General features: G+C 38.0%; 14 protein-coding genes, 1 pseudogene and 1 other annotated feature. All 15 genes and pseudogenes read left to right on the plus strand.

The genetic code is table 11. The annotated features are described in order from the left end of the window. Nucleotides 1-2: 2 nt before the first annotated feature. The 15 genes and pseudogenes from hemD to minD all read left to right on the plus strand — a co-directional run bounded on the left by hemD (nucleotide 3) and on the right by minD (nucleotide 16,511). On the plus strand, nucleotides 3-755 hold the full coding sequence (gene hemD / locus ACUN0F_RS10635; protein ID WP_264462062.1) for a uroporphyrinogen-III synthase: 753 nt from the start codon (nucleotides 3-5) through the stop codon (nucleotides 753-755). 20 nt (nucleotides 756-775) lie between these two features. Further along, nucleotides 776-1,765, plus strand: a complete 990-nt coding sequence (gene hemB / locus ACUN0F_RS10640) for a porphobilinogen synthase (protein WP_001087075.1) — start codon at nucleotides 776-778, stop codon at nucleotides 1,763-1,765. Next, nucleotides 1,765-3,054 (plus strand): glutamate-1-semialdehyde 2,1-aminomutase, encoded by a 1,290-nt coding sequence (gene hemL / locus ACUN0F_RS10645; protein ID WP_048541355.1) that lies wholly within the window; start codon nucleotides 1,765-1,767, stop codon nucleotides 3,052-3,054. Before hemB ends, hemL begins: the two co-directional genes overlap by 1 nt. Before the next feature lie 109 nt (nucleotides 3,055-3,163). Next, nucleotides 3,164-4,141, plus strand: a complete 978-nt coding sequence (gene spoVID / locus ACUN0F_RS10650; protein ID WP_000179734.1) for a stage VI sporulation protein D — start codon at nucleotides 3,164-3,166, stop codon at nucleotides 4,139-4,141. Nucleotides 4,142-4,203: 62 nt separating this feature from the next. Next, nucleotides 4,204-5,229 (plus strand): spore coat protein YsxE, encoded by a 1,026-nt coding sequence (ysxE, locus tag ACUN0F_RS10655; RefSeq protein ID WP_048541358.1) that lies wholly within the window; start codon nucleotides 4,204-4,206, stop codon nucleotides 5,227-5,229. Nucleotides 5,230-5,401: 172 nt separating this feature from the next. Beyond that, nucleotides 5,402-5,634: a binding site (T-box leader), on the plus strand. Nucleotides 5,635-5,671: 37 nt separating this feature from the next. Then, a pseudogene (locus ACUN0F_RS10660) lies at nucleotides 5,672-8,316 on the plus strand (valine--tRNA ligase). 92 nt (nucleotides 8,317-8,408) lie between these two features. Continuing rightward, nucleotides 8,409-9,710, plus strand: coding sequence for a bifunctional folylpolyglutamate synthase/dihydrofolate synthase (locus ACUN0F_RS10665; protein WP_445539471.1), 1,302 nt, complete (start codon nucleotides 8,409-8,411; stop codon nucleotides 9,708-9,710). A 165-nt stretch (nucleotides 9,711-9,875) separates the two neighbouring features. Beyond that, a complete protein-coding gene (locus tag ACUN0F_RS10670; protein ID WP_046956281.1) occupies nucleotides 9,876-10,838 on the plus strand; it encodes a hypothetical protein in 963 nt (320 codons plus the stop codon). A 220-nt stretch (nucleotides 10,839-11,058) separates the two neighbouring features. Beyond that, nucleotides 11,059-11,634: a Maf family protein gene (locus ACUN0F_RS10675; RefSeq protein ID WP_445539472.1), complete on the plus strand. Its 576-nt coding sequence runs from the start codon at nucleotides 11,059-11,061 to the stop codon at nucleotides 11,632-11,634. A gap of 47 nt (nucleotides 11,635-11,681) precedes the next feature. After that, nucleotides 11,682-12,359 carry a DNA repair protein RadC gene (gene radC / locus ACUN0F_RS10680; protein WP_264462058.1) on the plus strand — a complete coding sequence of 226 codons (678 nt, stop codon included), beginning with the start codon at nucleotides 11,682-11,684 and terminating at the stop codon, nucleotides 12,357-12,359. Nucleotides 12,360-12,516: 157 nt separating this feature from the next. Beyond that, nucleotides 12,517-13,536, plus strand: a complete 1,020-nt coding sequence (gene mreB / locus ACUN0F_RS10685) for a cell shape-determining protein MreB (RefSeq protein ID WP_000466737.1) — start codon at nucleotides 12,517-12,519, stop codon at nucleotides 13,534-13,536. Between the two features lie 41 nt (nucleotides 13,537-13,577). Next, complete coding sequence (mreC, locus tag ACUN0F_RS10690; protein WP_001135496.1) at nucleotides 13,578-14,429, plus strand: rod shape-determining protein MreC; 852 nt, start codon at nucleotides 13,578-13,580, stop codon at nucleotides 14,427-14,429. A 14-nt stretch (nucleotides 14,430-14,443) separates the two neighbouring features. Beyond that, nucleotides 14,444-14,989 carry a rod shape-determining protein MreD gene (mreD, locus tag ACUN0F_RS10695; protein WP_000975755.1) on the plus strand — a complete coding sequence of 182 codons (546 nt, stop codon included), beginning with the start codon at nucleotides 14,444-14,446 and terminating at the stop codon, nucleotides 14,987-14,989. Nucleotides 14,990-15,024: 35 nt separating this feature from the next. Next, complete coding sequence (gene minC, locus ACUN0F_RS10700) at nucleotides 15,025-15,711, plus strand: septum site-determining protein MinC (protein ID WP_000391511.1); 687 nt, start codon at nucleotides 15,025-15,027, stop codon at nucleotides 15,709-15,711. A 2-nt stretch (nucleotides 15,712-15,713) separates the two neighbouring features. Then, nucleotides 15,714-16,511: a septum site-determining protein MinD gene (minD, locus tag ACUN0F_RS10705; protein WP_445539473.1), complete on the plus strand. Its 798-nt coding sequence runs from the start codon at nucleotides 15,714-15,716 to the stop codon at nucleotides 16,509-16,511. Nucleotides 16,512-16,521: the final 10 nt, after the last annotated feature.

The raw sequence follows: 16,521 nt of genomic DNA on the forward strand, positions 1-16,521 counted from the left end.
ATATGAACGCTCTCGCTGGCAAAACGGTATTAATTACACGTGCTCAGCATCAAGCGAAACAAATGAGTGTAGCGGTAAAAGAAAAGAGCGGAATTCCATTGGAAATTCCGCTTTTGCGTATGGAAGGTATGTCTCATAGGGAAATTCAACATATAGCAGGGCAGCTGCATTCGTATGACTGGGTGATTTTTACGAGTAAAAATGGGGTAGCTTTTTTTCTAGATAGTTTGAGAAAGAAGCTACCCGCAAAGACTAAAATTGCTGCAGTAGGCGTGAAAACAAGATTAGAATTAGAAAATCGGGGCTATCAAGTGGACTTCGTTCCAACTTCATTTGTTGCAGAAGTATTTGCAGAAGAGTTTGTAAAAAGACTAAGTGGAAATGAATGCATTTTATTTCCGAAAGGGAATTTAGCAAGAGACGTCATTCCAGTTGCACTTCGCGAAATTGGTATTTCTCTAGATGAGCTAATCGTATATGGTACGAAAGCGAATGTAGAGAAAAGGCAAGAACTTATCGCAGTGTTAGAAGCAGGAGAAGTAGACGTTATTACATTTACGAGCCCTTCAACTGTTACTAATTTTGTTCGTTTACTTGATGGTACAAACTGGAGAGAATGGACAAAAAAATGTACAATTGCTTGTATAGGGCCTATTACGGAAAAAGAGGCGAGCCTTTATTTTCCGCATGTTATTATGCCGAAAGAGTACACTGTAGAAGCATTACTACAATGCATTTGTGAATCTATAAAATAAAAGAATGGGGATAGAAATCTATGAACTCTTTACAATTTAATCGTCATCGTCGCTTAAGACAAAGTGGTAATATGCGTGCGCTTGTGCGTGAAACGTTTTTACATACGGAAGATTTTATTTACCCTATTTTTGTATTAGAAGGAGAAAATGTTCGTAATGAAGTGCCTTCTATGCCAGGCGTATATCAAATATCTTTAGATTTATTGCAAGCTGAGATGCAAGAGGTTGTTGATTTAGGTATTCGTTCTGTTATTGTATTTGGTTTACCTGCTGAAAAAGATGAAGTTGGATCATCAGCATATTGTGATCATGGAATTGTGCAACGTGCAATTAAGCAAATTAAAGGTGAATTCCCTGGGCTAGTAGTAGTTGCAGATACATGTTTATGTCAATTCACAAGCCATGGTCATTGCGGTGTAATTGAAGATGGTATTATTTTAAATGACGAGTCTCTTGCAGTTCTTGCGAAAACAGCTGTAAGCCAAGCGAAAGCAGGAGCGGACATTATTGCGCCATCAAACATGATGGACGGATTCGTAACAGCAATTCGCCATGCATTAGATGAAAATGGTTTTGGACACGTACCAGTAATGTCGTACGCTGTGAAATATTCATCAGCATTTTACGGACCATTCCGTGATGCGGCGCACGGTGCTCCGCAATTTGGTGATCGTAAAACATATCAAATGGATCCAGCGAACCGTATGGAAGCATTCCGTGAAGCAGAATCAGATGTAATGGAAGGGGCAGATTTCTTAATTGTAAAGCCAGCTCTTTCTTACTTAGATATCATTCGTGATGTGAAAAATAACTTTAATTTACCAGTCGTTGCTTATAACGTAAGTGGTGAATATTCGATGATTAAAGCAGCAGCGCAAAATGGTTGGATTAATGAAAAAGAAGTTGTACTTGAAAAATTAATTAGCATGAAACGTGCAGGAGCAGATTTAATTATTACGTATCATGCAAAAGATGCAGCAAGATGGTTACAAGAAGGAGGCGCTAAATAATGAAAAAGTTTGATAAGTCGATTGCGGCGTTTGAAGAGGCGCAAGATTTAATGCCTGGTGGCGTAAATAGTCCCGTTCGTGCTTTTAAGTCTGTTGGTATGAATCCGTTGTTTATGGAGCGCGGAAAAGGCTCTAAAGTATATGATATCGATGGAAATGAATACATCGATTACGTATTATCATGGGGTCCTTTAATTCATGGTCATGCGAATGATCGTGTTGTTGAAGCTTTAAAATCTGTTGCTGAAAGAGGAACAAGCTTCGGTGCCCCAACGGAAATTGAGAATAAATTAGCGAAACTTGTTATTGAGCGCGTACCATCAATTGAGATTGTACGTATGGTTAACTCTGGAACAGAAGCGACAATGAGTGCGCTACGTTTAGCTCGTGGTTATACAGGACGTAATAAAATTTTGAAATTCATCGGTTGTTACCACGGTCATGGTGATTCGTTATTAATTAAAGCGGGTTCTGGTGTGGCGACGCTAGGTTTACCAGATAGCCCAGGTGTACCAGAAGGTGTAGCGAAAAATACGATTACAGTAGCGTATAACGATTTAGAAAGTGTGAAATACGCTTTCGAACAATTTGGTGATGATATTGCTTGTATAATTGTAGAACCAGTAGCAGGAAATATGGGTGTTGTTCCTCCGCAACCAGGATTTTTAGAAGGTCTTCGTGAAGTAACAGAGCAAAATGGTGCATTGCTTATCTTTGATGAAGTCATGACAGGATTCCGAGTTGCTTATAATTGCGGACAAGGTTATTACGGTGTAACACCTGATTTAACTTGTTTAGGTAAAGTAATCGGTGGTGGCTTACCAGTAGGAGCATACGGTGGTAAAGCAGAAATTATGCGCCAAGTTGCACCGAGCGGACCGATTTACCAAGCAGGTACTTTATCAGGTAACCCACTTGCAATGGCAGCAGGTTATGAAACGTTAGTACAGTTAACGCCAGAATCATATGTAGAATTTGAGCGTAAAGCTGAAATGTTAGAAGCTGGCTTACGTAAAGCGGCTGAAAAACATGGCATTCCGCATCATATTAACCGTGCGGGTTCTATGATTGGTATCTTCTTTACAGATGAACAAGTTATTAATTACGATGCAGCAAAATCTTCAAACTTAGAATTCTTTGCGGCTTACTATCGTGAAATGGTAGAACAAGGTGTATTCTTGCCACCATCTCAATTCGAAGGTCTATTCTTATCGACAGCACATAGTGATGCAGATATTGAAGCGACGATTGCAGCAGCTGAAATTGCAATGTCAAAATTAAAAGCTTAATTGTTGAAAGAAAATCGCTCTCCATAAGGGGAGCGATTTTTTTTATTCATAAAGTCAGCTTTCCATACATAAATCTGTAATGACATATAGTTTGGGAGGGGGAAAAGAAGTGGCAACAGATCATTCATTACGTTTTTCATTAAAAGAATCTGTTTGGTTCCAAAAAGGACAGGAAGTCGAAGAACTTTTGTCAATTTCGTTAGATCCAGACGTTGAGATAGAAGAGCTTGATCATGAAGTTATCGTGAGAGGGCAATTAGATTTAACGGGAGAGTATGTTGCGCGGCAAGATGATTCGGCTTATTCATTAAGAGATTTATCGCCAGCGAAGTCGATTGATTATGTAGAAACAAGGGAAGATGGGGTTAATGAACTTGTTCATTCCTTTCCGCTTGAAATATCAATTCCGAGAAACCGTGTGAAAGTAATTGAAGAACTATATGTATCTATTGAGGAATTTGATTATGAATTAAAGGAAAATGGTTGCTTACAATTATTAGCGGATATATCTATCACTGGTTTATGTGATGAAGAAAGAATCGAGGATGAAGAGGAAGAAACAGCGTATGCTGAGTTAGAGGCTGATTCCGCACAAGAAGATGAAAATAGACCTGCCATGCACGTAGAAGAACCAGTCTATAAGGAATCAGATGAGTGGGAAGATTACGCATTTGAACCGTTTCAACTAGAGCAAAGAAAAGAGCAGGAAGTAGAGGAAGAGGAAATAGAAGAACATGAATTTGTGGAGCGTGAAGAGGAGAAAGAATCAACGCCACAATTTGAATTGTTCGGAAGAAAAGATTTCAAGAAAGAAAAAGCGAAAAAACAAGAAGAGCAAGAAGAAGAAACGTATTCACAGCGAGATGAAAATGCACTTTATTTAACGAAAATATTTACGAAAGAACCGGAAGAAGAATTTACAAAGTTAAGAATGTATTTCGTGCAAGAAGGGGATACAATCGAATCTGTTGCAGACCGTTATGAAACGTCTGTACAAAACTTATATCGTGTCAATCAAACAGAAGATATATATTTAACTGCGGGACAAATTATTTATATTCCTGTTTCAAGGGCAAAAGCGAAATAAGTGAGTGTTTTCACTCACTTATTTTCCTAAAGGCAATGTTTTGAATAGAAAGGGTTATTCGTATGGATATTGAATTACGAAATCGCTATGAACCCATTGTAAGGCAATATAGATTGGATACACAGCATATGGAAGAGCACGGAAGTGTAACGAAAATTTACACGAATCAAGGTCCGTATGCGCTCAAGAAAATAGAAGACGGGAAGTTAGAACGGAATAACTTTTTGCACCATATTCAATATTTGAAGGAGAACGGTTTTTCAAATTATGTACCTATATACCATGCGACGGATGGAAATTATATTTTAAGTGACGGGACGTATAATTATTATTTAATGCCTTGGTTAGAACGTGCGGAAGGCAATGGCGAGGATAATGATCAATACCATAAAATGTTTCAAACTCTCGGGACGTTACATCAAAAAACGGTGAAAGAAGAAACGTATACAGAAGAAGATTTAGAAAAACATTATACAAATATATCCGATCGCTGGGAGAATGATGGTGAGATGTTAGAAGAGTTTCTCGTAGAATCTGAAGCGAAGTGGTATATGTCTCCGTTTGAATTGCAATATTGTACGTACTATCATCATGTAATGAGGGCGCGTGAGTTTGCAATGAAGCAATTAACTGAGTGGAACGATGCGATGAAAGAAAAAGAAAAAACACGTATTACTTTTGTACATGGTAACGTATCGCTTAATCATTTCTTATTTGATTATGAACGGAATGGCTATTTTATTAGTTTAGAAAAATCGAAGTTTGCCACACCGGTGCAAGATATAGTAGGGTTTTATTCTCGGTCTTTAAACACGTATCCAATTGCGCGAAGTGATCGGTTTGAATGGTATCAAATGTACCAAAAGAATTTCCCTTTTACGAAAGAAGAGCAACTACTCATGTTTGCGTATATGACGTATCCATCGCAATTTATTCGGCAAATCCAGTCTTATAAGAAAAGAAGAGGGAGTCGCAATAAGGAAAATGAACTTCTCGGAGTAAAGAGCTTACAACAATCGCATTGGCTCGTTAGCAATATAGAATATTTCCTTTCGCAATTACAAGCTGCCCAGCAAGGGAACGGATAAAGTGAAACTTTAATTAGTGGGGGATCTTACTGCCCGCAAATAGTGGAATAAAGAAGATAAGTAGAGGATGCTACTTATCTTCTTTTTTTGCTCGAAAAGCCGTAGTATTAAATTTATCTTGACGAATAGGGTTTCGTTTTTTACACTATTGTATATAATAATTAACAATCATATAAATGCCTTGAAGGGGAAGAGTATAACAAGAAACGTCTTCAGAGAGGAGAATCATTAGCTGGGAGATTCTCTAGATAGTTATGTTAGAAGGTAGCCCTGGAGCATCTTTTCTGAACGGAATAGTTCTCATTAGGAAAAGACGGATTTGTCCGTTATCAAATTAAGAGTATAAGCAAATTTCTGAATTTGTTTGTAAATAAAGGTGGTACCGCGATGTCCCTCGTCCTTTTTGGATGAGGGGCATTTTTTATTTTAAGGAGGGAAAATAATGTCAAATACGGAAAAGAATTTACCAACTAAATATGATCATATGTCCGTTGAAGAAGGCCTTTATCAATGGTGGCTTGAAGGCAAATATTTCGAAGCAACAGGAGATGAGAAGAAACAACCATACACAATTGTAATTCCACCTCCGAACGTAACTGGTAAGTTACACTTAGGTCATGCTTGGGATACAACTCTTCAAGATATTTTAACTCGTACGAAGCGTATGCAAGGTTACGATGTATTATGGCTTCCAGGAATGGACCATGCGGGTATCGCAACACAAGCGAAAGTAGAAGGAAAACTTCGTGAAGAAGGTATTTCACGTTACGATCTTGGCCGTGAGAAATTCCTTGAAAAAGCTTGGGAATGGAAAGAGGAATACGCGTCTCACATTCGTCAACAATGGGGGAAAGTTGGTTTAGGACTAGACTATTCTCGCGAACGTTTCACATTAGATGAAGGTTTATCGATGCGGTTAATAAAGTATTCGTTCAATTATACGAAAAAGGCTTAATTTACCGCGGTGAATATATTATCAACTGGGACCCAGCAACACGCACAGCTCTTTCTGATATTGAAGTAATTCATAAAGAAGTTCAAGGTGCATTCTACCATATGAACTATCCATTAACAGATGGCACTGGTCATATTCGTCTTGCGACTACTCGTCCAGAAACGATGCTTGGTGATACAGCAGTAGCAGTTCATCCAGGAGACGATCGTTACAAACATTTAATCGGGAAAACAGTTACACTTCCAATCGTAGGCCGTGAGATTCCGATTATTGCTGATGAGTACGTAGAAAAAGATTTCGGAACAGGCGTTGTAAAAATTACACCAGCTCATGACCCGAATGACTTTGAAGTAGGTAACCGTCATGACTTACCACGTATCTTAGTAATGAACGAAGACGGATCAATGAACGAAAAAGCTGGTAAGTATAACGGTATGGATCGTTTCGAATGCCGTAAAGCGTTAGTGAAGGACTTACAAGAAGCGGGCGTATTAGTAGAAATCGAGCCTCATATGCATTCAGTAGGTCATAGTGAGCGTAGTGGTGCAGTTGTTGAGCCTTACTTATCAACACAATGGTTCGTAAAAATGGCTCCACTTGCTGAGAAGGCAGTAGAGCTTCAACAAAAAGAAGAAGAGAAAGTAACGTTCGTACCAGAGCGTTTCGAAAACACATATTTACGCTGGATGGAAAACATTCACGACTGGTGTATTTCTCGTCAATTATGGTGGGGACACCGTATTCCAGCTTGGTATCATAAAGAAACTGGTGAAGTATACGTAGGTACAGAAGAGCCAGCAGATATTGAAAACTGGAATCAAGATAACGACGTACTGGATACATGGTTCAGTTCAGCGTTATGGCCATTCTCAACACTTGGTTGGCCTAATGAAGATGCAGCAGACTTCAAACGTTACTATTCAACAGATGCACTAGTAACGGGTTATGACATCATCTTCTTCTGGGTATCTCGTATGATTTTCCAAGGTTTAGAGTTTACAGGCGAGCGTCCATTTAAAGATGTATTAATTCACGGTTTAGTTCGTGATGAGCAAGGACGTAAAATGAGTAAATCTCTTGGTAACGGTATTGATCCAATGGACGTTATCGAGAAGTACGGTGCAGATGCAATGCGCTATTTCTTATCAACAGGAAGCGCACCAGGTCAAGATTTACGTTTCAGTATGGAAAAAGTAGAGTCTACTTGGAACTTCATTAATAAAATCTGGAACGCATCACGTTTCGTATTAATGAACATGGATGATATGAAGTATGAAGAAATCGATTTAACTGGGGAAAAATCAGTTGCGGATAAGTGGATTTTAACTCGCTTAAACGAAACAATCGAAAGCGTAACGCGTAACATGGATAAATATGAGTTCGGTGAAGCTGGTCGTTCATTATACAACTTCATTTGGGACGATTTCTGTGACTGGTACATTGAAATGGCGAAACTGCCACTATATGGTGAAGATGAAGCAGCTAAGAAAACAACTCGTTCTATTTTAGCTTACGTATTAGACCAAACAATGCGTCTATTACACCCATTCATGCCATTCGTAACAGAGAAGATTTGGCAACATTTACCGCATGAAGGCGAATCTATTACAGTAGCAGCATGGCCAACAGTTCGCGAAGATTTACAAGATACAGAAGCTGCGGCAGAAATGCACCTTCTAGTTGATATCATTCGCTCTGTTCGTAACATCCGTGCAGAAGTTAATACGCCAATGAGCAAAAAAGTTCAAATGCAAATTAAAGCAAAAGATGAGGCTGTACTTGCTCAACTTACAAAAAACAGCTCTTACATTGAGCGTTTCTGTAACCCAAGCGAATTAATAATTCAAACGGATTTACAAGCACCAGAAAAAGCAATGACTGCAATCGTATCAGGTGCAGAGTTATTCTTACCGTTAGCTGATCTTATCAATCTTGATGAAGAGAGAGCACGTCTTGAGAAAGAATTTGAGAAGTTCGACAAAGAAGTAGAACGTGTACAGAAGAAACTTTCAAATCAAGGTTTCGTAGCGAAAGCTCCTGCAGCAGTTATTGACGGAGAGCGTGCGAAAGAGCAAGACTACCTAGAAAAACGTGAAGCAGTTCGCCAACGCCTAGCAGATCTTGAAAAGTAAAATGTTTTTTAGAGGCTCACTATATTGGTGAGTCTCTTTTCTTTGCGTATAATAGGAGTATGAAGGTTGTCTTTTGAAAGGGGAAAGCATACGTGATACATACATACGAAGAAGCGATAGGGTGGATTCATAGCCGATTGAAGTTTGGTATTAAACCAGGATTAGAAAGAATGAGATGGATGCTAGAAGAGCTTGGAAATCCAGAGCGTCACATAAAATGTGTTCATCTTGCTGGTACAAATGGAAAAGGTTCAACGTTAACATATATGCGCTACATGTTAGAAGATGCAAAATATAAGGTAGGAACATTTACCTCTCCATATATTGAAACATTTAACGAACGTATTAGTGTGAACGGGACACCAATTGCAGATGAAGAGATTACTGAACTTGTAAAGATGGTAAAGCCAGTCGTTGAAAAACTAGATGGGACAGATTTAGGGGAAGCGACTGAGTTTGAAATTATTACTGTTATGGCAATTTGTTATTTCGGTAAAGTTAATTTCTGTGATGTTGTTTTATTTGAAACAGGGCTTGGAGGGCGTTTTGATTCTACGAATGTTATTCATCCTGTTCTCACGATTATTACAAATATCGGCCACGATCATATGCATATTTTAGGGAATACACTAGGAGAAATTGCATATGAAAAGGCGGGGATTATTAAGTCTGGTGTTCCGGTTATTACTGGTGTACGAGATGAGGAAGCATTGCAAGTCATTCAAAAAGTTGCAAAGGAAAATCATGCAAATTTATACGAGATGGGCAAGCATTTTACAGTGTTACATAAACAGTCTGGCGAAGATGGAGAACAGTTCGATTTCATTTGTCCTTTCGCCACCTTTGAAGATGTGCGAATCTCAATGAAAGGTGTTCACCAAGTAGGAAACGCAGCACTTGCACTTATGGCAGTCATGTATGTCAAAACATACTTATCATTTTTAATTGAGGAAGAAGAAATAAGAACTGGATTACAGGAAGCGTATTGGATTGGGCGATTTGAAAAACTGCAAAGCAATCCAGATATTATTATAGATGGTGCCCATAACCCAGAAGGTATCGAAAGTCTTGTGAAAACAGTAGAATCACATTACAAAAATAAAAATGTAATAGTTTTATTTACTGCCCTAGGTGATAAACAATTGCATAATATGGTAGATCAATTAGAAACCATTGCCGATGAAATTATTTTTACAACATTCGCCTTTGATCGTGCTATTTCTGCTGACAAGCTTGCATCGTATTCAAAGAAAGAGTCAAAACTAGTTTTTGAAAATTGGAAAGAGGCAATTGATACGAAGGTTGGAATGATTGGAGAAAATGATGTTTTTATCATAACAGGTTCTCTTTATTTCATTTCGGAAGTTCGAAAATATATTTGCGAGAAAAACTAGATAGTCTTTGCTATCTAGTTTTTTTGTTCTACAAATGAAGTCAAATGCATACATATAAGATAAATATATAGGATTATTTGGCGAATTCCTCTGACAAATATCTCGTTTTTTTGTGAAATGAATATGATATGATGCGGACAACGATAAGAGGTGAGGTGTGAGTGTATGGACAAGCAATCACGAACGATCTCAGTGAAAGTGAATGGAACCGAAGCGAAATATGAGGAGAAGAAGAAAGATGAATTTGAATGGATGGTAGTAGAAAGTGAAAGACCGAAAAACGTTGTTCCGTTTCAAAAAGCGAAATTGGTGTCTAAGGAAAAAAAACGAAAGAAGTGGAGCAATACGTTAATTGCAATCGTTGCAACTGCGATTGTTATTGGTACGGCGTTTGGGATGGGAATGCTACAGTTACTTAAAGGACAAGGTGCGACAGGGGGAAGCGAAGTAACAGCTTCGAAGCAGATGCGAAATGAAGAATCAAAGGTGGGCGGAACGGCAGAACAAACACCGGCACCAAAAGAGGAAAAACAAAAAACACAGACAGGAACGTCATTAGATCCAATGAAATTATTTTTTGTGCAAGGAGGGATTTATTCTTCCGAAGAAAAGGGACAGGCCGCTCTTGAAGAGTGGAAAGGTAATGGAGGCGTTGCAGCTTTAAAACCAAGCGGTGATAAGTATGCATTAGTTGTTGGTATTGCTAGCGATGAACAAGGCATAAATCAATTAATGATGCAGTATAAAAATGATAATGTCTCCGTATTGAAAAAGAACTGGGATATAACAGATAAAGCATTACTTAAAGATGATAAAGAAGTTGGGGCATTTTTAACAAAAGTACAGCCATTATATACTCATTTAGCAAAATATGCTTCCAGCGTACAAACTAGTGGAAAAAGTAATGCAAAAGATATAGGTGCGATTGAAAAAGAGTGGAAAGCAATTGAAAAAGAAGGGAAAAGTATGAAGCAGGAAGAAGCAAAGAAATTGTATATGTATACGTCAATAGCTGTGCAAACAGTGAAGGATGGAAAAGGTGATAAGGAATCTTTGGCGAAATTAAATCAAGTTATTATTGATGGTATACTTTCATATGAAAAAATTGTTTCCCAAAAGGTGAAATAATAGGATAATGAAATGACGAAGGAAGAAGTATAGGTACTTCTTTCTTTTCTTTTGAATTTAGAGCAAAGTGCTTTCTCTATGGCAGGAATATAATCGTATTTTAGTAAAAAGTATTATTTTATTTAGAGAAAATAATATTTCTTTCATTTGTGGACAAACTATTCCTTTGATACGATTGATGTAAATGATTCTGCTTCATGTGAGAAAGGAAGGAGAAAATATGAGAAAAATTATTTTAGCATCAGGATCACCTCGCAGGAAGGAACTGCTTGAGTTAGCGGATGTACCATTTGAAATCATTGTAAGTGAAGTAGAAGAGACGATTGGTGCGTACTCATCACCTTCTGATATCGTTATGTCCCTCGCCCTGCAAAAAGCATCTGCGGTAGCAGAAACGAATAGTGATTACATTGTGTTAGGTGCAGACACAATTGTTACATATGAATCGCGTATTCTTGGAAAGCCTTCTAATGAGGCTGAGGCGAAAGAAATGTTGCAATTATTATCAGGGAAAACACATGAAGTGTATACTGGTGTTGCAATTATAGCAAAAGACAAAACAGTCACTTTTTACGAGCGTACAGAAGTTACGTTTTGGGAATTAACAGAAGAGGAAATTGACGTATATGTTGCATCAAAAGAACCTCTTGATAAAGCAGGAAGTTATGGAATTCAAGGTAAAGGATCTATTTTTGTTCAACATATTCAAGGGGACTACTATAGTGTAGTCGGGTTACCAATTTCACGTCTTGTTCGGGAATTAAAACAATTTAATAGTGATGTAACCCATGCGTAAAATTGCATGGGATTTTCTTTGAGAGAACAAATAAAAGGGGTGGAGAAATGAACGGTATTCGTGATGTTGTCAAAGAAGAACAGCCACGGGAGCGTTTATTGTTAGAAGGAGCTGGAAGTTTATCGAATCGGGAGCTTCTTGCTGTGTTACTTAGAACAGGTTCTAAAGAAGAAACAGTTTTAAAGTTATCAGATAAAATTTTACATCACTTTGATGGTTTACGTATGTTGAAAGATGCAACGTTAGAAGAGCTTGTCAGTATACATGGTGTTGGGATTGCAAAGGCAGCCCAGCTTATAGCTACTTTTGAACTTGGTAGAAGAATGGTACGTTTAGAATATCAAAATAGATACAGCATTCGAAGCCCAGAAGATTGTGCGAGATATATGATGGAAGAAATGCGCTTCCTGCAACAGGAGCATTTTGTATGTTTATATTTGAACACAAAAAATCAAGTTATACATAGGCAAACGGTTTTCATTGGAAGTTTAAACACATCAATTGTACATCCAAGGGAAGTTTTTAAAGAAGCGTTCCGCCGCGCAGCAGCCTCTATCATATGTCTTCATAACCACCCTTCAGGAGACCCCACGCCGAGCCGAGAGGATATTGAAGTAACGAAACGCTTAGTAGAATGCGGCAAGATTATCGGAATTGAAGTGCTTGACCATATTATAATAGGTGACCATAAATTCGTGAGTTTAAAGGAAAAAGGTCATATTTAAGACTATGCTTTTTACTTATTTTGTTTTATAATGTGATTTATGAGTTTTTTGTAGAAATTTATCTACAAGAAGGATAAAGATATAAAAAACGTACTGTTTTTATAATATAAAGTAAGAAAAAATGAGTCCGTGAAAACAAGAAAGGAAGATAAATAATATGTTTGGATTTGGTGGCTTTACTCGCGATCTTGGAATAGATTTAGGAACTGCGAACACGCTTGTATATGTAAAAGGAAAAGGTGTAGTTTTACGTGAACCTTCAGTAGTAGCGTTACAAACTGATACGAAACAAATCGTTGCTGTAGGTAGCGATGCAAAACAAATGATTGGTCGTACACCAGGAAACGTTGTGGCACTTCGCCCGATGAAAGACGGTGTAATTGCTGATTACGAAACGACAGCAACAATGATGAAATATTACATTCAACAAGCTCAAAAATCAAATGGATTCTTCTCACGTAAGCCTTACGTAATGGTATGTGTACCGTCTGGTATTACAGCTGTAGAAAGACGTGCAGTAATCGATGCGACTCGTCAAGCGGGTGCTCGTGATGCTTATCCAATCGAAGAACCATTTGCAGCAGCAATTGGTGCGAACTTACCTGTTTGGGAACCAACTGGTAGTATGGTTGTTGATATCGGTGGCGGTACAACAGAAGTTGCAATCATTTCTTTAGGTGGTATTGTAACAAGTCAATCAGTTCGTGTTGCTGGTGATGATATGGACGATTCAATCATTCAGTACATTAAGAAAAGCTATAACTTAATGATTGGTGAAAGAACGGCTGAAGCATTAAAATTAGAAATCGGTTCTGCAGGCGAGCCAGAAGGTATCGAGCCTATGGAAATTCGCGGTCGTGATTTAGTAAGTGGTTTACCAAAAACAGTACTAATTCAGCCAGAAGAAATTGCAGATGCATTAAAAGATACAGTAGATGCAATTGTAGAATCTGTTAAAAATACGTTAGAGAAAACTCCACCTGAATTAGCGGCAGACATTATGGACCGTGGTATCGTATTAACAGGCGGCGGAGCATTACTACGTAACTTAGATAAAGTGATTAGTGAAGAAACAAATATGCCAGTTCTTGTTGCGGAAGATCCATTAGATTGCGTAGCAATTGGAACGGGTAAAGCATTAGACAATATCGATCTTTTCAAAACTGCTGCTCGATAATATTGCAAAATAAAAATCAATGAAATTAAGAGGGTGTGAACGTGCCACAGTTTTTCTTAAACAAAAGATTAATTGTTTTGTTAGTTAGTATTATTCTTCTCGTGGCATTGATTGGAATCTCATTGAAAGAACGGAACAGTTTAACATGGCCAGAGCAGTTTGTTAAAGACACTGTCGGTGTTGTAGAACGTGTATTCCAAAAGCCAGCGAAATACGTAGCTGGATTCTTCGAAAATGTAGAGGATGTAAAGCGCACGTATGAAGAGAATAAAGAATTAAAAGCAAAATTAGATAATTATGCAGGTCTATCAGGAAAAGTAAAACAATTAGAAGATGATAACAAGAAGTTACAAGAGTTAACGGGTAAAAAAGAGTTGAATAGCCAATATACTGAAATTCCATCTACTGTTGTTTCTCGTAATCCAGATAAATGGTACGATTTAATCGGAATTGATAAAGGAGCACAGCAAGGAATTAAAAAAGATATGGCTGTAGTAACTTCACAAGGTCTAGTTGGACGAGTGAAAAGTGTATCCCAGTTTACATCATCAGTAGAATTGCTAAGCTCTATGAGCCGAACAAATCGTGTTTCTGCTATCGTACAAGGTGATGAGAAAATCTTCGGATTGATTGAAGGTTACGACAAAGAAAAGCACTTACTTCTTTTCACAAAGATTGGCTCTGATGCTCAGGTAGCGAAAGATCAATTAGTTGTAACATCTGGACTTGGTGATATTTTCCCGAAAGGTCTTGTAATTGGAACAATCGTTGATGTTCAGCCAGATCCATACGGCTTAACAAAAACAGCTTATGTAAAACCGGCCGCTGACTTGAATGACGTAGAGCATATTATGGTTGCTAAACGTGCAACGCCTTCAGCGCCATTAGAATAGGAGGGGGAGAAGAGATGATGAAGATTTTAAAAAGAGCAGCTCTTCCTCTTTTGCTCCTTTTTGTTTTTCTATTTGAAAATATGTTTGCTACTATTGTTCCAACAGAGGTTTTTTGGAAAGACGGTATAGCAGCACCTCATTTCTTTATAATTGTGTTATGTTTTATTACTGTGTACTATAGTCCGGTCCAAGGGATTTATTACGGACTCTTATTTGGTTTCTTATTTGATACCGTATACACAGAACTTGTCGGTATATATATTTTTGCGTATCCGATTTTAGCTTATTTAGTTTATAGTGTGATGAAGATACTACAATTGAATTTATTTATTGTTGCTTCTATTGTACTAGCTAGCATTGTAGCACTAGAGTATTATGTGTATGGATTTTTAACTTTGTTAGGACGTACTCATATGTCAGCGTATGTCTTTTTCACAGATCGTCTCCTGTCTACTTTATTGCTAAATGCAATTTTCTTATTGATAGTTTGTTTCCCACTGAGACGATATTTAGTGCGTCTTTCAAAAGCGATGGAAGAAAAAGAAAAAAGGATTTTCTAATTTTATGTCGAATTGAATCGGTGGGGTGAACTTTAGTGGAAGAAAAAAAGCAACAAAATGTAACAATAAAAGGGACAAAAGACGGAATAACGCTTCATTTAGATGATTGTTGTTCATTCTCTGAATTACTGGAGGAACTGGATGAAAAGCTTTCTACACATTACTATGATGGTGATGGGCGCTCTTTAATTGAAGTGCATGTGAAAGTGGGAAATCGTTATTTAACAGAAGTCCAACAAGAAGAGATTCGTACGTTAATTCGTAATAAAAAGAATCTTGTTGTGGATTCAATTGAAAGTGATGTTATAACGAAAGCAGAAGCAATAGCTTGGAAAGAAGAAACAGAAATTGTCCCTATTTCCAAAATTGTTCGCTCTGGACAAGTTTTACATGTAAAAGGAAATTTATTGTTAATTGGAGATGTTAATCCAGGCGGAACGGTTATCGCTGGGGGGAATATTTTTGTCGTAGGATCATTAAGAGGAATTGCGCATGCTGGGTATTATGGGGATTCGGATGCCGTAATCGCTGCATCTGATATGAACCCGATGCAACTTCGAATTAGTGATGTGGCAATGCGGGCTCCGGAAGAGAAAGAAGACGGAGCGGAGGCGGCAGAATGTGCGTATATTAATGAGAACAATCACATTGTTGTCGATCGACTGCAACTTCTCACTCATCTTAGACCTAATTTAACAAAGTTAGAAAGGGGAATTGTATAGCTGTGGGAGAGGCAATAGTAATTACATCTGGAAAAGGCGGAGTAGGTAAAACTACAACGTCTGCGAACATTGGTACAGCCCTGGCGTTATCTGGAAAGAAAGTGTGCTTAATTGACACAGATATCGGTCTTCGAAACTTAGACGTAGTAATGGGGCTGGAAAATCGTATTGTATTTGATCTTGTTGATGTCGTTGAAGGGCGTTGCCGTTTACCTCAGGCGCTTATTAAAGATAAGCGTTTTGATGATCTTTATTTATTACCTGCAGCACAAACGAGTGATAAATCAGCGGTAACACCTGAACAAATGGATGAATTAATACAAGTATTACGTCAAGATTATGATTACATATTAATTGATTGTCCTGCGGGGATTGAGCAGGGATTTAAAAATGCGGTAGCTGGTGCGGATAAAGCAATCGTTGTTACGACGCCAGAAGTATCCTCAATGCGCGATGCGGATCGTATTATCGGGCTTTTAGAAAAAGAGGATATTGAACCACCAAAACTTGTTATTAATCGTGTGCGTAGTCATATGCTTCATGAGCAGGATATGTTAGATGTTGATGAAATCGTACGTACATTGTCAATCGAGCTTCTTGGTGTTGTCGAGGATGATGATGAAGTTATTCGTGCTACAAATACAGGTGAACCTGTAGCGTTGCAACCGAGCGGAAAAGCAGCGTTAGCTTATCGTAATATTGCAAGACGCTTGTTGGGTGAGAATGTACCATTGCAAGCATTTGGACAAGAAAAGATATCGGTATTTACAAAGATGAAAAACTTCTTTGGAATCCGTTAAAAGCACTTCG

The organism is Bacillus sp. 1A (assembly GCF_052682215.1).